The sequence below is a fragment of the Acinetobacter johnsonii genome (assembly GCF_048551975.1).
Taxonomy (GTDB): Bacteria; Pseudomonadota; Gammaproteobacteria; order Pseudomonadales; family Moraxellaceae; genus Acinetobacter; species Acinetobacter johnsonii_A.
In genome coordinates this window covers 1-19,351 of record NZ_JBIMCF010000014.1, presented here as the reverse complement: position 1 = coordinate 19,351, position 19,351 = coordinate 1, and the positions used below count along the sequence as shown (strand labels likewise).

Here is a 19,351-nt window from a genome sequence, read left to right as displayed (position 1 = left end):
TGGGGTGCTTATGCGTTACGTATTATTCGCATTATTAATTGTACTGTTTGGCTACTGCCTAGCTTTGGTGCTACAAAACGGAACTGAGCTAACCGTTGATCTGTTGTTTATACAGGTTCCAGCAATGCGTTTAGGTCTATTGTTATTGTTGACAATGGCTTTAGGGATTGTGTTGGGTTTGTTAATTGGTGTTCAGGTATTTCGTGTATTCCAGAAAGGTTGGGAAATTAAGCGACTACGTAAAGACATTGATCACCTTCGTAAAGAGCAGATTCAATCTGCTCAGCTGGCTGCTGCTGAAGCTGCAGCGCATACAAGACATGAGAAAACGGTGTTAGACATCAATCCTAATGATCGTCAATCTACACCGCTTTAAGCCACAATACTTGTTAAGATTTTTATCTTAGAAGTATTGAAGCAAGTTTGATTTAAACGCCTTTGGATATATAATCAAAGGCGTTTTTTATTGTGCTTTAATATATTGATAACTATATAAAAAGTATATGAATAAAGAACTTAGTTTGAATTTTAAATGGTTTATAGAAAAATAGTCTTGGTCGTTTTAGGCTTAATCCGTATAATGCCATAATTTTGTGAGTTTGAAGGGTCTCCCCATGAGTATTATTGTTGCCTTAGACGCAAAAAGTCATTATGACGCAATGACGATTGCTGGGCAATTAGACCCTCAATTATGCCGTGTAAAAGTCGGTAAAGAATTATTTACCCATGAAGGCTCATCTATTGTTAAAGCTTTACATGGTGAAGGCTTTGAAGTCTTTCTAGATCTAAAATTTCACGATATTCCAAATACGACTGCGCAAGCGGTATGTGCTGCTGCAGATATGGGTGTTTGGATGGTAAACGTCCATGCTTCAGGTGGCCGTAAAATGATGGAAACCTGCGTTGAGCGCTTAAAGGCTGGCAACTATAACACTCAACTAATTGCAGTAACGGTGTTAACCTCGATGGGACGTGAAGATTTAGCTGATATTGGTTTAGATATTGAACCATTTGAACAAGTCAAACGTTTAGCAAAATTGACTAAAGACAGTGGTTTAGATGGTGTGGTATGTTCAGCACAAGAAGCAAAAATGCTGCGTGAGACTTTGGGTTCAGACTTTGCATTGGTGACACCAGGCATCCGCCCTGAGGGTTCAAGTGCGGATGACCAAAAGCGTATCGTAACGCCAAAACAAGCAATGTTAGACGGTGCAACACATCTAGTGATTGGTCGACCAATTACACAGTCTGCAAACCCGTGTCAGATGCTCAAAGATATTTTAGCGACGCTTTAAGCGACTAGAAATCTAAAAAGCCTTTCATTCGAAAGGCTTTTTTTATGGATTAAATGTTAAAAAAATTGTTGGTGAGCGAAGTGGTAATAGCAAAATAAAAAGGCAGCATTGGATAGTGCGCTATGCTTTACAGAGCCGCCAATATACTGACAACAATAGGTGCCGAAACCGACAGGATGAAACCACTCACCATAGCATGTGGAATAAAGTCATTCCCACAGGCTTGTTTGACCATCGGTAGAGTGACATCCATAGCTGTAGCTCCTGCAGATGAAATCGCAGAGCGGGGGTAACGCCAGCCAATGATATACATAAACACAATCGCAAAGATTTCTCTGAACAAATCATTCATCAGAGCAATACTGCCTAAATGAGCATTCTTTAACTCCGTGACCACAATGCCAGTCATAGAGTAGAAACCATAACCTTGAGACAACATAATCAGGTCTTTTAATTGAATGCTCGGTACAAAATAGGCAGTTACAAACGCCCCAATAATTGAACCCAGAATACAACCAAATGGAACGAGTAGGATTTGCCAGTTCAACCATGAGCGATCGAGTGGGGAATAGGCTAAATCAAGCCCGATCAGGAACATGAAAACCAGTAACAAGTTCCATGTGCTGATATGAAGGGTATAGTCGAAACTTGAAGATAGCTCTGCTAAACCATAACCTAAGGCCAGTGCGATAAATGCATAACTGATATTGATTAATGATTTGCTCACAAGGCTCATGGACACTTTGCCATGACTGGGTTGATAGCCCAACAGTTTAAATAATATGTAACAACAGACAAAAGCGCCAATACTGGTCATAACTGCTAAAAGCGCTGCATGATTGAGTATCTGCCAAGGTTCGGCAATACTATGCAACGTCGTTGAAAACTCAATCGCAATTGCGATTAAGAGAATATAAGTAAAATAGGGCAAGATTTGAAAGGCAAGTCGTTCAAGCCATTTGGGTAAACGACGCGCCAAAACAAAACCAAGTACTAAACAAATAAGAAGCTGAAAAATCAACCAAAACGATTGCATGTCAAATAAAGTGTGAATAAATACTAACTTATTATGACCGCGATCTTAATTTATTGCTTGACTATCTTGCTTAGAATTTAACAAACGATAGTCCGCAGGATTGGCTTTTCGTGTTTTTAGCCAATACTTCCATGTATAGCTGGGCCATAAAGAGAAATTTTTCCCGTCCGCTTGTTGATACCAGCTGACGCAGCCAGATTGCCAAATGGTATCTGTAAATTGACTTTGTAAATGCTGATTAAATTGATCTTGAATATCTGCTTTCACAACGATTGCTTGAGATTGGGCTTTTTCTGCCATTTCGATGAGCTGTAGAATGTAATTAACTTGTGACTCAATCATAAAAATAACCGAGTTATGACCTAAGACTGTATTGGGTCCTAAAAGCTGGAATAAGTTTGGGAAATGTTTGGTGTTAATTCCATAGTAACTTTCGGCCCCATCTTTCCACGCGTCTGTAAGCTCAAGGTGATTCAGCCCTGTGCAGCTAAAGGATTTAAGATAAATACTTGGGTCAGTCACAAAACCTGTGCCATGGATGAGGCAGTCAATTGCACGCTTCTTCCCATCTTTGGTGATGATACTGTCCTCATTTAATTCCAAAATATCATTGGTAACCAACTCCACATTTTTACGGTTAAAGCTTGGATAATATTTGTTGGAGACTAAGATGCGTTTACAACCCATAATATAGTTGGGAATCAACTTATTCGCAGTTGCAGGGTTTTTGACTTGATGGCGAATATACGCTTCTGCTAGTTTTTGTGCATATTTCATGACCTATGGTTTCATAATGGGAAAAACACGAGATTCATTTGTCCAATACAGACGAGCTCGATGAAGTTTTCGAAACCAATCAAATCGATTAAACAGTGCTTTTTCAATGGGTAAATAACGACGTTCATCCCGAGGAATAACCCATGCGGCTGTCCTTTGTAGTACGTAAAGTTGTTTCACTTTTTCTGCAATTTCAGGAATATATTGAATCGCGCTACCGCCTGTACCAAGAGAGGCAACATTTTTATTGCTGAGGTCATAGTCATGATCCCACTGTGATGAATGGAAAACTTTGCCTTTAAATTTCTCAATGCTCGCAATATGCGGAATTTGCGGTACATGCTACGGACCAGATGCTCAAATGACAAATTGAGCGGTCAGAGTTTCATTTTGATTAAGGGTGAGTTGCCATAAACATTGATTGTCTAAGTAATGTGCAGCACTGACTTCGCTGTGAAAGCGGATATAAGACTGTAATTGATGTTCAGCGGTAAGTGTTTGGATATATTGATAAATTTCAGGTGCTTCAGCATAACGTTTAGACCAGTCAGTCTTGGGTGAAAAAAACAAAGAATAGAGATGTGACTGTACATCACAAGCAGCACCCGGATATTGGTTTTCACGCCATGTGCCACCTATTTCACTGGCCTTTTCCAAAATTACAAAATCACGAATATTATTTTGCAAAAGAGGAATAGCCATCGCTAAACCGCCAAAGCCTGCACTAATAATGGCGATTTTTACCTGAGGAGTTGTTGAATTTGCTGCTTGCATTTGTTTTTGCTTTTTGTTTTGCTTTATTGTAGAGCAACTATCCAGAAGGTCTATGATAGCCCTGACAAGAAAATTGATAGATTCGGCAATTGTTGTACGCTAGGTGGCTGTAGTAAAACATAGGGCAATATTTTGCTTTTAATTGATTATGAAACGTTCTGTACTTGGCTTGATGTATTTGATTCAAGGAATGCGTAAAGCAGGAGTCGCAGTCGATCAAAAGTTACAAAGCATTGGCTTACGTGTGGAGTCGCTTGATCCGAATGCGATCATTCATCCTGCTCTAGAGTGGGATATTTTGAAAATCATTGCAGAGGATATTGAGCCTGAGCAAGGCTTGTTTATTGGTCAGCATTATGTTTTGGCAGGATATAGCCCTTTACTGATGTTATTGATGACCAGTCCAACGACACATACCGCGTTAGAACAGGGTATTCGCTATCAGAGTTTGACGCATTTGAGTGGCTTATTGGGTTTAAAAAAACAAAATGATCAAGTCGCACTGTGTTATCTACCGCGAGACTTGCAAACACCTGTGGGACAGTTGCGTGCACATTCTGAAATAGCGGGAACCTACAAGTTTTTACAAGATATTTATAAGATGATTGGGCTAGAAATGCCTGAGATTCGAATTACTTTACCTGTTGCACGACCTGAAGATGCGAAAAAACTGGTGCTCTATCAGCAGGTTTATGGTCAGCAAGTGAGTTTTGGTACGCAGCAAGCTGAATTTTGGTTTGATGAATGGGTTTTAAATGTACCAATTCCTTCAGCAGATTTGATGACATTTAACGTTTATGCAGGCAAATGTCAGGCGGAATTGCAGCGTTTAGAAGAAACGGCAGAGCAACCGAGTCTGATTCAACGTGTACAAGATTATTTGGAGTTGCAACGAGGTTTACTGCCGACCATGGCTGAAACTGCACAAGCGTTGAATTTGCCAGAGCGAACCTTAAGACATCAGTTGCAACAGTTAAATAGCAGTTATAAAAAAATTCGTGAGCAATTAATGAAAGACCGTGCACTACATTTGATGGAATATCAGGAATATTCCATTGAAATGATTGCAGAGTTATTGGGTTACTCGGAGCCTGCAGCCTTTAATCATGCATTTAAACGGTGGTTTGGTTACAGTCCACAACAATATGGGAAATAGCCTAAGCATAATTATGCCAAAGTGTTATATATTAACTTTTCCACTCCGCTATAATTGATATAGCCTAAAAACAGTATTAAATGATATGTCAGATTTTAATTCACCTACCGCATTCAGTCCTTTATCTCCTGCAGAGCGTTATGCTCAAGCCTTAGCATCCGGGCAGTTCATGTCTGATGAGGCACAAGCTCAGGCCGTTCATGAGCTGGATCGCGTTTGGCATGAATTAATTCAACGTTTTAAGGCATCTAAAAAAGCATTCCGTCGTTTCCGCCGTCAAACTTCTCCACGTGGTGTATATATGTGGGGTGGTGTAGGACGTGGTAAAACATGGTTGATGGATCAGTTTTATGATTCAATTCCATTTCGTCGTAAAACACGGATGCACTTTCACCATTTTATGCAACATGTACATCGTGAGCTCAACAAGCTTTCAGGTCAGCGTAACCCTTTAGATGCGGTTGCGGATCAAATTTATAAAGAAGCAGTGGTCATTTGTTTCGATGAGTTCTTCGTCTCGAATGTGACGGATGCCATGATTCTTAGTGATTTGTTCCAAAAGCTTTTTGCACGTGGCATTACCTTGGTGGCAACCTCAAACATTGCACCAGATGGTTTGTATAAAAACGGCATTCACCGTGATCGTTTCATTCCAACCATTGAAATGGTGAAGCAGCAGTGTGTGATTTTAAATGTAGATGCAGGCGTGGACTATCGTTTGCGTGTTTTAAAGCAAGCGCAACTCTTTAAATCACCTTTAACACATGAGCACCAACGTTGGATCGCACAGCGTTTTAGCGCATTGACACAAACTCAAACCATTTCAGATGAGCCGATTATTATTAATAATCGTATCGTAGAAACGGTCGGGCATACTGAAGATGTTTTATGGTGTGAATATTCAGAGCTGTGTTTAAAACCACGTAGTCCTGCTGACTTTATTGAAATTGCAAATATTTATAATACGGTGTTGGTGAGTAATGTTCCGCATTTGACCGACTATCTTTCTGAAGGCACGCGTCGTTTTATTTATCTGGTCGATGAGTTTTATGACCGTGGGGTAAAACTGATTTTAACCTCAGAAGATACAATTATTGATTTGTACTCTGGTGATAAATTAGCCTTTGAAATTGAACGCACGCGTTCACGTTTATTGGAAATGCAATCAGATGATTACTTGAATAAAGCGCATCGACAGATACAAGCTGAAGTAAGTAAACAGCAAGAAGAAATTTAAAAATATAAGCACCCAAAAGGGTGCTTTTTTTATGTGCATTTTCATCGATTAATTTATCGACTTTTTTGAATAATCATGGCTTAATCAGGATTGAAAATAGGGAGAATATTGGTTTTAAGTGTAATAAACATACAAAACTGCACTTAAGTCTAATTTCGGCATTTCAAAAACTTAATAAACTACTAAAGAGCATTTTGTAAATTGATAATGCTTGTGCCTTGAGCAGTATTTTATTTGGTAGTTTGTATACTTTATTAAATAAAAAATGATCACTATTTCGCACGGTGATATTACTATTCAGCCAAGTTTAAATCGGTATACTAGAATCTCTTGTATAAAAAGTAGCAATATCAGGAAAGACAATGACTGCACGTATTCAAAAAGGCAAGTTAGCGATTGCTAAAGAACTTTACGATTTCATCGAAAATGAAGCACTTCCAGGTTCAGGTTTGGACAGTGAAACTTACTGGAAAAACTTTGAACAAGTCGTTGTCGATCTTAGCCCAAAGAACAAAGCACTATTGGCTAAGCGTGACGACATTCAAGCGAAGATCGATGAATGGCACCGCAACAACAAATTTGAACTTGGAGCTTACAAAGCTTTCCTTACTGAAATTGGCTACTTAGTACCAGAAGTAGAAGATTTCCAAATCAGCACAGAAAATGTAGATGAAGAAATCGCATTATTGGCTGGTGCGCAATTGGTGGTACCTGTGCGTAATGCACGTTACTGCTTAAATGCTGCAAACGCGCGTTGGGGCTCTTTATACGACGCACTTTACGGTTTTGACGTGATCCCTGAAGACGGTGGCGCGGAAAAAGGTAAAGGCTATAACCCTGTGCGTGGCGACAAAGTTATTGCATTTGCTAAAAACTTCTTAAATGAAACCTTCCCGTTAGCGAATGGTTCGCATGCTGATGCGACAAAATATGCAGTTGAAGGCAAAAAGCTAGTTGTGACGTTAAAAGACGGTTCGACATCTACTTTGGCTAAAGAAGCACAATTTGTTGGTTTTAATGGCGAAGAATCTGCTCCAACAGAAATTGTACTTTTAAATAACGGCCTACACGTTGTAATTGAAATTGATGCGAACAGCCCAATTGGTAAAACAGATGCCGCTGGAGTAAAAGATTTAGTTCTTGAAGCTGCTGTAACGACTATTCAAGACTTAGAAGATTCGATCGCTGCTGTAGATGCAGAAGAGAAAGTTGAAGGCTACCGTAACTGGTTAGGTTTGATGAAGGGTACGCTTTCAGAGTCTATCGAGAAAAATGGTAAATCCGTTATGCGTACTTTGAATAAAGACCGTACGCACAAAAACTTGATTGGCGGTGAAACGAAACTTCATGGCCGTTCATTGATGCTTCTTCGTAACGTGGGTCATCTCATGACCAACCCTGCGATTCTTGTAGATGGTGCTGAAATCTATGAAGGTATCATGGATGCATTAATCACTCCGCTTTTGTCTTTTGCAGACATTAAAGGTGAAAACGAAAACAAGAACTCTCGTAAAGGTTCAATGTACATCGTTAAGCCAAAAATGCATGGTCCTGAAGAAGTTGCTTTTGCTGTTGAGTTGTTTGAGCGTTCAGAACAAGCGCTAGGCCTGCCTGCAAAAACCTTAAAAATCGGTATCATGGATGAAGAGCGTCGTACTTCTGTAAACTTGAAAAACTGTATTGCTCAAGCAAAAGACCGTACGATCTTCATTAACACGGGTTTCATGGACCGTACAGGCGATGAAATCCATACCTTTATGGAAGCAGGTCCATTCGTTCGCAAGGGCGAAGTAAAATCACAAATTTGGTTCCCAGCATATGAAAACCGTAACGTGATGATCGGTCTTCAAGCAGGCTTACGTGGTAAAGCACAAATTGGTAAAGGCATGTGGCCAAAACCAGATATGCTTTTAGACATGTATAAAACCAAGATTGAACATCCAGAAGCGGGCGCAAGCTGTGCATGGGTTCCATCTCCATCTGGTGCTGTTATTCACGCGATTCACTACCACCAGTGCAACGTGTCTGAGCGTCAAAAAGAATTATTGAATACTCAGCCTTTATCATTAGATGATTTGTTAACACCGCCTTTAGCGACAGATACCAACTGGACTGAAGAAGAGAAAACCAAAGAGCTTGAAAATAATCTTCAAGGGATTTTGGGTTATGTTGTGCGTTGGGTTGACTTGGGTGTAGGTTGTTCGAAAGTTCCAGACATCAATAACGTGGGTTTAATGGAAGACCGTGCAACTTTACGTATTTCATCTCAACACGTTGCAAACTGGTTACGTCATGGCATCGTATCTGCTGCGCAAGTTGAAGAAGTGATGCAGCGTATGGCGAAAATCGTAGATGAGCAAAACGCAAACGATCCACTTTACACCCCTATGGCGCCAAGCTTCGATGGTTATGCATACAAAGCAGCGTATGACCTTGTGTTTAAAGGTGGTGAGCAGCCATCAGGTTATACAGAACCACTTCTACATGCTGCACGCTTGAAGTTAAAAGGTTATACAGGTGACTAATCTGTAAAGCTAAAAAAGCCTCTTCGGAGGCTTTTTTATTGGTTGGAATAAGTCCTACTATGTCTATAGAGGAAAACAATAAGACTGATTTAATTTTGGGTAATAGTGATCTTTAAATTGGGCTTACTCAAGGCTATGAATGGCCTTAAACCTAGGGCTAAATCAGTATTTCAACTAGACGCTGCGGATAAAAGCCTTATACAATTCACTATATAAAGCTCGTCATACTATTGTTAATCATCAAATTGGATGAAAATCCATGTGCGCTAATTTTAAACCTCTAACCCTTGCTCAAGTACAACAGCTTAGTCTACCTGAAATTCCCTTTGATTATGTCGAAGAGGTCTATCCCGGTTATGAGTTGCCTTTATTGTTCAAATCAAATATAGGTTTTGAGTGGCGGAAAGTACATTTTGGTTTGATACCGAAATGGGCAGAAGATAAGAGTATTGCAAGCAAAACCTATAATGCTCGAAGTGAGACACTCTTGCAGAAGGCTAGTTTTATTGAGGCCACTTCCAAATATCAGTTTGGGGTAATCCCAGTTTTTGAATTTTATGAGTCAAAATATATAGAGCAAAAGCCGCAGAGATGGGGTGTCAGACGACAGGATGGGCAGGCTATTTTTGTTGCCGCACTATATGAAATTTGTCGTATAGCAGGCAAGGTAGTACGTTCAGCAACCATGCTTACGATGGATGCAATAGACCATCCAATGATGCGGGAGTTTCATGAGCCAGGTGATGTGAAGCGCTCAGTGATCGTGATTCCACATGAACGCTTAGAGGAGTGGCTCAGCTGGAAATCATCAAATATTCAATCCTTTGTACAAGGCTTTCCTGTTGAAGAGTTTGAATGTTCACATGTGCCAAAAATAAAAGTCGAAAAAGAGAGTCCCCAACTCAACTTTTTCGACTTTTAAACGGTTTAGCGAGCTAAATTTTTAAATACGTGTTTTAAGCTTTCCATCATTTTTTCAATTTGCAAAGGTGTTAAGCCTTCAAATGATTGCTCAAGTACAACACTGGTGAGATCATTAATCTTATTGGTCATTTCAACACCTTTTTCAGTGAGAAGGACGCGGGTGATGCGTGCATCGTCTTCACAAGAATAAGTTTCAACCAATCCTTCATCTTTTAAACGATAGACAATTTTGGTGGTTGTCGACATTTTAGAGACCACCATGTCAGATAAATCAGAAACACTGGCATGTGGCTTTGAGTCTAGAGCCAGTAAAATACGACGACGTGAGTTATCTAAACCATACTTTTTTAAAGCGTGATCGACATTGAGTACATACTGTGCATGTACTTGCGTTACCCAGTAAAATGGAAAACTTTCTAAAGAAAAATCTTCAGAACCTGGTAGGAACTTACTGTACTTTTTGGTCATGTGAGGGATTCCCCGTGAATCGTATTTTTATTTTATAGATCATTTGAACACATTTTATGTGAACGCTCATACACTTATCAATAAAAAATTACTGGATTTATCACCATAAACGAAATTTGTTAATAGATAACCTTGGCCAGTAATCAAGAAAAGTTAAGCGTGGCTGTTTAGATGAGACTGGGTATAGCCGTCTTTATCTTGATGGAAGCTCACAATGCTTTGTGCAAATTGTACAACTTCATCTTCGACTTCAGCATTCTGGTGAGAATCTAAAGAGAGTTTAGCCATGGGAACACCGTCCTGTAGAACGATAGGCAAGTGCATTTCAAACTTTTGGTTATTATGCGAAACCACAACTTTAATTTGATGCTGATCAAATGAGGAGTCTAAATGCAGATATGCGCCTTCATAGCTAGTATTGGCAAGCATTTTTGACGTCTTATTGAAGGTCAATGCTTTTTTATTGTTCATAGCGATGAATCCTGTCTTCGATTACTTTGATCGGATTGTCAATCCGCGCATCCTTGGTTTGGGTAATTGACCACTTTTACAACAATGTTGGTCGTGTTTCATTTTAGTGAAAAAAATGGATTTGTGAACTAGTGTTTTTAACAAAAAGTGTCATTCATGGAAGTCATAAATGTAGTGAATTGATATTTTTTAATTATTATTAAAATAAATAATTAAATAAAACAATAATTTGAGTTTTATTTAAGATGTTTTTTATTAGAGAAACTAAAAAATGACCGTGGCGTCTAATCTTTATGGAATACGACAATTGGCATTAAGTGACAAAATTTCGAACAGTGATTTCGATATTTTTATGTATTTTTTGCATAATAAGTGGTCGAATATTAAAATTTTGTTAAAAACCATAAAAAAATTATTACAAGCCAAACATCTCAGGCATAATTATTTCATCTTTAGTTGAACAGGTCACAAATATGGATCCGTCGCCGTGCAGTTCTATGCTTTTAAAACAGAAACATAATTCTGGGGTAATGAAATAATGGAATTTTTATTAGATCCGGGAATATGGGTAAGTTTACTTACGCTGATTATATTAGAAATTGTTTTAGGTATTGATAACCTAGTCTTTATTGCCATTTTGGCTGAAAAACTTCCTCCTGAGCAACGCAATAAAGCGCGTGTCATTGGTCTTTCGCTTGCACTTTTAATGCGCTTGGGCTTGTTGTTTATCATCACTTGGTTAGTCACGTTGACTCGACCGCTGATTACTGTCTTAGATTGGACATTCTCTGGGCGAGATCTGATTCTTTTATTTGGTGGCTTATTCCTAGTCTATAAAGCCGTTATCGAATTGCATGAAAAAATTGAAGGTAAGCCTGAAGTTAAGCTGACCACCAATGTGGTCTACGCGGGTTTCACCGCAGTTGTGGCACAGATTGTGATCCTTGACGCGGTATTCTCTCTGGATTCAGTGATTACCGCGATTGGTATGGTCGACAACATTAATGTGATGATGGTGGCTATGGTGGTTGCCATGGTGGTCATGTTGTTGGCATCGAAGCCCTTAATGACTTTTGTAAACCGTCATCCGACTGTGGTCATCTTGTGTTTAAGCTTCTTATTGTTGATTGGTATCAGCCTGATTGCAGAAGGTTTCGGCTTCCACATTCCTAAAGGTTATATCTATTCGGGTATTGGTGTTGCCATTGCAATTGAGGCGTTTAACCAGTTTGGTGAGCGCAATGCGGCAAAACATGAAGCGAAAATTCCACTGCGTCACCGTACTGCGGATTCTATTTTGAAACTCATGGGTGGCAAGCTCCAAGCTGAAGATCCTGATCAGCTTAAAGCGCAAGAAACTTTTGCGGATGAAGAGCGTTATATGATTGGCGGTGTACTGACATTGGCTGAACGTTCGGTCGCGTCGATCATGACACCGCGTAGTCAAATTTCATGGGTCAATCTTGATGATTCACCTGAGAAAATTCGTGAACAGGTACTGTCTGTGCCGCACAGTTTATTTCCTGTGTGCCGCGGTAGCTTGGATAAAGTGATCAGTATTGCGCGCGCCAAAGAATTGCTTGATGTCTTAGATGATGAACAGCAATTGAAAGACCTGATCAAGCGTCATCGCCCAATTTACATTTTTGAAAAAATGAAAGTCATTGATGCGATAAATACGCTAAGAACGTCTAAAGGTTCATTGGTTTTGGTGAGCGATGAGTTTGGTAATGTGCAAGGACTCGTTTCACCGCTTGACGTATTTGAAGCGATTGCTGGTGAATTTCCCGATGCCGATGAGCAACTTGATTTAGTGAAGATTGATGATCAGACGTGGAAGGCGACAGGCATGCTGGATTTATATCAGCTTGAACTGGAACTTGGGATGATCGATTTGGTTGAAGAAGATGCGGGCTATATTAGTGTTGCTGGTTTAATCCTAGATAAAACCCACGGTGATGTACAGGTTGGAACTCAACTGGACTACCGTGGTGTTCACTTTGAAGTGCTTGAGTTGGATTCAAATCGAATTAAGACAGTCAATATCACCTATCGTAATGCTTAATCATTGCAAAAATAGATTGTGAGAAAAATGTCAGTTTCGCACTGGCATTTTTTCTGCTTATAAAATAAGCGCTATGCACCTAAATAAAAAGCAGTTATTATATGCCCCCAATTGGGCTGTCGCATTTGGTCCTTGATGTTATCGGTTTGGTGAAGACATTTTTTCTATACCTATGGTCGTCAAAGCATTGCATTTAGACCATGACAGTAAAATAAGTGATCAAAATAAGAATGGAAACACTTCATGCAAATTATGGAAAAGGTCGTTGATTTTAAAAAGCTTTCAATAGAGAAAAAACAAGTTCTATTTGAAGAGCTTGAAACTTTTGATCGACAAATTTTCCCAAATGCAATCCCAGAAGAACTACATCAATTAGTATATAACCCTGATGTAGTGGCATTACCAATTATTCGTTTTTATCATCGCGGAAAAATAGTTGGGCAAAATATTATTGCTATATTGAAGCTTAAGACAGCGCATCAACCCTTATATATTCTTAGCTCGCGTGCCGCTTTTTTACCTGAGTACCGAAATCAAAACAGAACACTCTTATCTGCAATTCGAGTGACCTTAGGTTATCGTTTAAAATATCCTACGCGTCAGTTATGGTTTGTTTCGAGTTTGATGCAGCCAAAAGTATATCGGCTGTTTGCTTCACGTTCAAAACGCTTTTATCCGCGTGCAGAAGTGCCAATGCCTGAGGATTATTTACAGGTTCTTGATCTCATACAAAACCGTCATGTGAATGTGCAACAGCGCAGTGATGATGTGTTTGTGCATCCTTGTGTGCTGCCACAGACCACGCCTGAACAATTGATGCGGCTTCGAAATCGATGCAGTCGTCATATCAACTTTTATATGCAACATACGCCTGATTATTTTATTGGCATGGGCTTAATGTGTATCTGTAAATTAGATGTGCTGACTCTGTTAGAAGCGGCAATGAACGTGTTTTTAGGGCGAGAAGTTGCTTAAGCAGAAAATCTCGCCATACTTTATTTAGGCCGAGATACGGATAAGCTGTATATCCGCATATTCATAAATGGTTTCAGCTTTCATTTGATGAATGTGATCCATAAACGCTACATTAAAACTTCCTGTGCTTTGGCTTCGGGCATAAGCAAGCTGCCCAGCAATGGCAAAGTGGACATGCGCAGACAGCGCTGCAATGACAGGATTGGTGACTGCGCTATAGGCTGCAATTAATGCACCAAGGGCACAACCCGTAGCTGTAATTTTGGGTTGTAAATGCGAACCACCATTGACTTGGATTACAACATTAAGTTGTTTGGAAAGGATATAGTCAGACTCGCCAGAAATGGCAATGACTTCAGCCTGTGCTAAAAGTGTTTTTGCTTGATGGTAGACATCGGCACTGCTTGCCGTACTGTCAACGCCTTTGGTTTCGCTCTGGTTTCCCGCAAGTGTGCTGATTTCAGATGCATTTCCACGAATAACCGTGGGTTGAAAAGCTAACAGCTGATCCACCATTTCAGAGCGCCATTTTAAAAATGGCCCATATCCTACAGGGTCTAATACCCACGGAATGTTTTGCTGCTGCGCGGTTTGTGCCGAGATTTGCGTGGCTTGCATTTGTTCAGAGGTTGGCATACCTAGATTAATACTGAGCGCTGCACTAATGTGGGTGAAACTTTCCGCCTCAAAGGGATTATCAATCATGGCAGGTGAGGCACCCGCAGCCAATAAAACGTTGGCTGCATAATTGGCAGCAACACTGTTGGTGATACATTGCACCAAAGGTTGTTGCGTTTGCAGGGCAGTCCAAGCTTCAGCAACATATGCCACCAAGACATCGGTTTGGTCTTGAATTGATTGTTTTGTGTTAAGCAAGGACAGGTCTAAAAGCTGGGTCATAGTGGATGCCCTTATTTGGTGAAATAGTGGTCTTGATGCATACATTTGCGACAAAATAAAGTCACATATTGGTCAGCATCATAATCTACAGTGAGTTCATTTGAACCGCAGTACATACAGCGTTTTTGTGAGTAGAAGTTCAAACGCGGTTCAATTTTTTGCCATGAACGAGAGACAGGTTGGAAGAAAATGGCTTCGTCATAACCTAAAAAGCGGAAAAATAAGACTTCGCTCATTTTACTGAATGGTAAGTTATGCGGTCGAGGTAACGTTGAAGTTTCCCATTTTTCAGCCACACTGCGTTCACGGTATTGTTGTAAAGTTTTTTTCAATAAGTTGGTGTTGATGAAGTTTTCATTTCTGGGTTGTAAGGCTTTACGTTCATATAAATACTCCAATGCAGTTTGGATTAAATAATAAATTTGTCCCACTGCGAGTACATCGAGTAAACGATAACAAAACACTTGGAAACTGTTATTTCCCGCAATTTGAATGCCCCAAGTACGGCAGTAAAACTGCATAAATTGGATAATTTCCTGATAGAGCAATTGGTACAAGGCATTTTTGACTTCATCCGCGGTCTTAAAAGGCACACCAAGGCTAAGATTTTCATAAAACCAATAACGTAATTGCTGCGTAACACTAAATAGGCTAGGTTCAGAATAGCCGTCCAAACGCACATTAATATAGTACTGATGGGCTTCACTGGCAAAATCTTTGGCAACGAGAATTTGTTCTTTTACCAGTTGTTTGACGAGACTATTTTGAAACAGATAATTGGGGGTGATACTAAAATATTTGATCTGTTCCCAATCAATAAACTCTTGATGTTGTGTATGTTCTTGTGCGTAGTCATCTAACAGGGCCAATAAAAATAATTTATGCATAAAACTGAGTTGACCCAGTTCAAACTCATAAATGTCCTTGGTTTTGGTTTTACGCTGTTCTTGCTGACGAGTTTCTTTCAATATTTTTTTGCGCTGGGCTAAACAACTGTCGCAGTGGCAATTTAGATTTGAATTGCTAAAAACACGATGTTGGCAGTGGCTACATTCATGAAAGTTAATTTCTTTGTCGTATTGTTCAGCATCCACCCAAAACATGGCCGCCTGACAAAGTGGACAAGGCGTGCTTTCATCAAGTTGTTTGTGCAAAATTTGAAGCGACATAAGATGAATTTGAAACTCAGGATTTTCTCAAATTATACACGCTAAAATTTCGGAAAGGCGTTGTAAATTGCAGTGTAATTGAACAAGCAGAGGTGCTTTGTAAACCCTCTACGGGTGAAGCAATGCAGTGGCGAATATAGGACGAAAAAATACGGCATGTGCCGTATTTTTTGTAGAAGTAGAATTTAAACGGGGCAAGGTAGAGATTCATCGTCCATACCTAGTTTTTTAGCTTCAATCATGGCTTGAACTTTTTTGCTCGGCAACTTTTTACTCCCTATTGTGTCGTAGTGATTTAGAATGCTGCTGACATCGTGGGCTTGTAAAGGCATTCCTTCACAGCTCATGAACAGTGCAATGACTTTATGATCAATTTTTGCAGCATGCATTGCTTGCAGCATTTTTATATTTTCGACGCGGACGATATGGTCTTTTAAGTACATCTCACACCTCTTTTATTTTGCTTAAGTTTCATCATGCGCTATGCATATTTGGATACAAGCAAAAACTGTGCACAAAATGTAGCCGATTTGAAAATTAAGTTGGATATTTGAAAAGAGCTGTCTTTATATCTTATCGATGTCTTTAAGTTTCTCAGCGTTTGAATGGTAGAGAGCTAATGGCACTGTGCAAGTCTAAAGGCTGGTGCAAATATTGCTAGACAAGCACGGCACGATGTGAGGAGTTGTCTGTTTCTTATTCACTTGGTGCAGTCATATGCGCGGGATAAGAACAATAGAATTGAAAAGCTTGTTCAAAGTGCCCATATAAATATCATTCAACATACACAGACAGTATGGCAAACTTGTCGTATGATCAAAACATACACAATATAAAGCTGTAGACCAATAGCATTAGGACATGACATGAATATTGCGGCAAATCCAATTATTGAAGCAGATCAAACCGTCTATTTAAAAGACTATCAAAAACCATCTTTTTTAGTAGACAGCATTCACCTCGATATTCAAGTCTATGATGAGCATAGCCAAGTTGATGCTGTACTGGATCTGACGCGCCAAACTGAGGGTGATTTGGTTTTACTTGGGCGTGATTTAGAGCTGAAAAGCTTAGTCCTGAATGGTCAGCAACTTAGCCAAGAGCAATATGTGCTTGATGCAGAGCAGTTGGTGATTCGTAATGCACCAAATCAGATCAAGCTTGAGACATCGGTGATCATTCATCCTGAGTCAAATACACAACTTGAAGGCCTATATCAAGCGGCATCAGATTTGTTTGTTACCCAAAATGAGCCTGAAGGTTTCCGTAAAATTACCTTTTACCCGGACCGTCCTGATGTCCTTTCAGTCTTTACCACACGTGTAGAAGCTGACAAAAAATATCCAGTGCTCCTTGCCAATGGTAACTTGATTGAAGCGGGCGAGGCAGGCGAAGGTCGTCACTATACCATTTGGCAAGATCCAACCAAAAAACCAGCGTATTTGTTTGCTTGTGTGATTGGTGATTTGGCTGTTTTAAAAGACCGTTATGTGACCTCGGAAGGCCGTGATGTGGCTTTAGAAATTTATGCCGAAGAAAAAGATATTCCGAAATGTCATATTGCAATGGAAGCCTTAAAGCATTCAATGCGTTGGGATGAAGAACACTATGGTCGTCCCTATGATTTAGACAACTATATGATTGTGGCTACCAGTGCTTTCAACATGGGGGCGATGGAAAATAAAGGTCTCAACATTTTTAACACATCATGTGTTTTGGCGGATGAAGAATACACGACAGATGCCGCGATTATGCGTGTACAGTCGGTCATTGCCCATGAATACTTCCATAACTGGACAGGTAACCGCATTACTTGCCGTGATTGGTTCCAATTGTGTTTAAAAGAAGGCTTAACGGTTTTCCGTGATCAATCTTTCTCAGAAGATTTGCAGTCTGCTGGGGTTCAACGTATTGATGACGTTGCGGTACTCAAAGCGCATCAGTTCCCAGAAGATTCAGGCCCGTTGTCTCATCCACCGCGTCCAGACCATTTTGTGGAAATCAATAACTTTTATACTGCAACGGTCTACGAAAAAGGTGCGGAAATTAACCGCATGATGGCAACCTTATTAGGCAAAGAAAAATTCCGTAAAGGAACCGATGAATACTTTGAACGCCATGATGGTCAAGCCGTGACAGTTGAAGACTGGGTAGCCGCTTTAACCGCAGGTTCAGGCGTAGATTTGTCCAACTTCTTAACGTGGTATAACCAACCGGGTACACCAAAGTTAGAAGCGGAAGGTCATTATGATGCTGCGGCACAAACCTATACTTTAAACTTTAAGCAAAGTTTAAAAGCACATCCTAAGTATCCGAACCTACAAGCTGTTCCAATTCCTGTCGCTTTAGCACTGTTCGATGCTGCAACAGGTGAGCAATTGGTTTTAAACTCAGACAGTTTATTTGAAAATGCAGTCAAAGATGGTGTGTATCTTTTTGACCAAGACCAAGCCAGCATTGTGTTTAGTGGTTTAAGTACGAAACCTGTCGTGTCATTACTGCGTAATTTTTCTGCGCCCGTCAACTTAGAATTTAACTATACCGATGAAGAGTTGGCGTTCCTGATTCAATACGAAACCAATGGTTTTAACCAATGGCAAGCAACGCAAACACTGCTTGAGCGTATTTTACTCAATGGTCATGATGCGCATATTTATATTCAAGCCATTAAAAACACACTGCCAGATTTTGTTAAACAAGATCCACTCTTGGCATCACGTTTATTTGATGTGCCAAGTGAAGGTTATTTGGGTAGTCGTATCGACACTGACTACGAACCTGCGAAGATCCAAGAACAGCGTAATGCTTTAATTGAAAAACTGGCACGTGAGCTAGGGGCGTTTTGTAAAGAAACGTATTTGGCTTTAGACCCAGATATGCAAAAAGAGTTTTCACAAGCCATGGGAGTCCGTGCGCTGAAAAACATCATGCTCAGTATGATGACACGTCAAGGTGATGAAACCGCTTTTGAACTGGCATATCAGCAATATGAAGCTACAGGCAATATGTCTGAGCGTTTAGGTGCATTACGTGTTTTAGTGTGGAATGATGCACCGCAAGCAGAAGCTGCTTTACGTGATTTTTATCTACGTTTTAAAGATGAGGCTTTGTCACTAGATCAGTGGTTCACACTTCAAGCGGCACATCCTTGTGCTACAACGGAAACCATTCAATACCTCACTTCTCATGTCGATTATGATTTGGGCGTACCGAACCGCATTCGTTCAGTGAGTGGCGGCTTAAATGCAAACCCAGTGAACACATGGAGTTTTGGTGTGGATCACTTCATTGGGCTGGCAAAATATTTAGATGAGAAAAACCCAATAGTTGGGTCTCGTTTACTTCAAGTTTTGTCACGTTGGTACACATTGGCAGAGCCACAGCGTAGCGAAGTAAAAGCAAAGCTTGAGGCTTTAAAACCACAAGTGAAATCTAAAAATGTCAGTGAAACTTTAAGCAGTATGTTAAGTATTTAACTGATCTGTCTTGTCCTGAAATAGATTGACAGTATTCCACTTCAAACCGAGTTAAGCAATTAGCTCGGTTTTAGTTTGCTCATACATCTGATTCGGGGTGTTC

General features: G+C 40.0%; 15 protein-coding genes and 1 pseudogene. 9 read left to right on the top strand and 7 right to left on the bottom strand.

The genetic code is table 11. The features are described 5' to 3' along the window. Positions 1–10 precede the first annotated feature (10 nt). Entirely contained in the window at positions 11–376 is a 366-nt protein-coding gene (locus ACG9ZB_RS11285) for a lipopolysaccharide assembly protein LapA domain-containing protein (RefSeq protein ID WP_183175032.1), read from the top strand. Positions 377–614: 238 nt separating this feature from the next. After that, positions 615–1,295, top strand: coding sequence for an orotidine-5'-phosphate decarboxylase (pyrF, locus tag ACG9ZB_RS11280; protein WP_419325860.1), 681 nt, complete (start codon positions 615–617; stop codon positions 1,293–1,295). A gap of 127 nt (positions 1,296–1,422) precedes the next feature. Here the strand turns inward: pyrF and ACG9ZB_RS11275 are convergent, their stop codons facing one another. Both ACG9ZB_RS11275 and ACG9ZB_RS11270 read right to left on the bottom strand, forming a co-directional pair. Next, positions 1,423–2,331, bottom strand: a complete 909-nt coding sequence (locus ACG9ZB_RS11275; RefSeq protein WP_419325859.1) for a lysine exporter LysO family protein — start codon at positions 2,329–2,331, stop codon at positions 1,423–1,425. A gap of 45 nt (positions 2,332–2,376) precedes the next feature. Next, a pseudogene (locus ACG9ZB_RS11270) lies at positions 2,377–3,882 on the bottom strand (flavin-containing monooxygenase). 148 nt (positions 3,883–4,030) lie between these two features. Here ACG9ZB_RS11270 and ACG9ZB_RS11265 point away from each other — a divergent pair. From ACG9ZB_RS11265 to ACG9ZB_RS11250, 4 genes are all read left to right on the top strand, one after another. After that, positions 4,031–5,038: an AraC family transcriptional regulator ligand-binding domain-containing protein gene (locus tag ACG9ZB_RS11265; RefSeq protein WP_419325857.1), complete on the top strand. Its 1,008-nt coding sequence runs from the start codon at positions 4,031–4,033 to the stop codon at positions 5,036–5,038. Between the two features lie 85 nt (positions 5,039–5,123). Continuing rightward, positions 5,124–6,275: a cell division protein ZapE gene (zapE, locus tag ACG9ZB_RS11260; protein ID WP_419325855.1), complete on the top strand. Its 1,152-nt coding sequence runs from the start codon at positions 5,124–5,126 to the stop codon at positions 6,273–6,275. Positions 6,276–6,637: 362 nt separating this feature from the next. Further along, positions 6,638–8,800 (top strand): malate synthase G, encoded by a 2,163-nt coding sequence (locus ACG9ZB_RS11255; RefSeq protein WP_419325854.1) that lies wholly within the window; start codon positions 6,638–6,640, stop codon positions 8,798–8,800. Positions 8,801–9,059: 259 nt separating this feature from the next. Then, positions 9,060–9,722, top strand: a complete 663-nt coding sequence (locus ACG9ZB_RS11250) for an SOS response-associated peptidase family protein (protein ID WP_419325852.1) — start codon at positions 9,060–9,062, stop codon at positions 9,720–9,722. Positions 9,723–9,727: 5 nt separating this feature from the next. Here the strand turns inward: ACG9ZB_RS11250 and ACG9ZB_RS11245 are convergent, their stop codons facing one another. Together ACG9ZB_RS11245 and ACG9ZB_RS11240 are read right to left on the bottom strand one after the other, a co-directional pair. Next, positions 9,728–10,192: a MarR family winged helix-turn-helix transcriptional regulator gene (locus tag ACG9ZB_RS11245; protein ID WP_004696885.1), complete on the bottom strand. Its 465-nt coding sequence runs from the start codon at positions 10,190–10,192 to the stop codon at positions 9,728–9,730. 153 nt (positions 10,193–10,345) lie between these two features. Further along, on the bottom strand, positions 10,346–10,663 hold the full coding sequence (locus ACG9ZB_RS11240) for a hypothetical protein (protein ID WP_419325851.1): 318 nt from the start codon (positions 10,661–10,663) through the stop codon (positions 10,346–10,348). Between the two features lie 538 nt (positions 10,664–11,201). Here ACG9ZB_RS11240 and ACG9ZB_RS11235 point away from each other — a divergent pair. Continuing rightward, on the top strand, positions 11,202–12,728 hold the full coding sequence (locus ACG9ZB_RS11235) for a TerC family protein (protein WP_419325850.1): 1,527 nt from the start codon (positions 11,202–11,204) through the stop codon (positions 12,726–12,728). A gap of 243 nt (positions 12,729–12,971) precedes the next feature. Next, positions 12,972–13,703 (top strand): hypothetical protein, encoded by a 732-nt coding sequence (locus tag ACG9ZB_RS11230; RefSeq protein ID WP_419325848.1) that lies wholly within the window; start codon positions 12,972–12,974, stop codon positions 13,701–13,703. Positions 13,704–13,727: 24 nt separating this feature from the next. Here ACG9ZB_RS11230 and thiM read toward each other — a convergent pair whose 3' ends face one another. The 3 genes from thiM to ACG9ZB_RS11215 form a co-directional block, all read right to left on the bottom strand. Beyond that, complete coding sequence (gene thiM, locus ACG9ZB_RS11225) at positions 13,728–14,603, bottom strand: hydroxyethylthiazole kinase (RefSeq protein ID WP_419325847.1); 876 nt, start codon at positions 14,601–14,603, stop codon at positions 13,728–13,730. An 11-nt stretch (positions 14,604–14,614) separates the two neighbouring features. After that, entirely contained in the window at positions 14,615–15,772 is a 1,158-nt protein-coding gene (locus ACG9ZB_RS11220; protein WP_419325845.1) for a hypothetical protein, read from the bottom strand. A gap of 185 nt (positions 15,773–15,957) precedes the next feature. Then, positions 15,958–16,215, bottom strand: coding sequence for a hypothetical protein (locus ACG9ZB_RS11215; RefSeq protein WP_419325843.1), 258 nt, complete (start codon positions 16,213–16,215; stop codon positions 15,958–15,960). Between the two features lie 423 nt (positions 16,216–16,638). Here ACG9ZB_RS11215 and pepN point away from each other — a divergent pair, with 423 nt between their 5' ends. Beyond that, positions 16,639–19,248, top strand: a complete 2,610-nt coding sequence (gene pepN, locus ACG9ZB_RS11210; RefSeq protein WP_419325842.1) for an aminopeptidase N — start codon at positions 16,639–16,641, stop codon at positions 19,246–19,248. Positions 19,249–19,351: the final 103 nt, after the last annotated feature.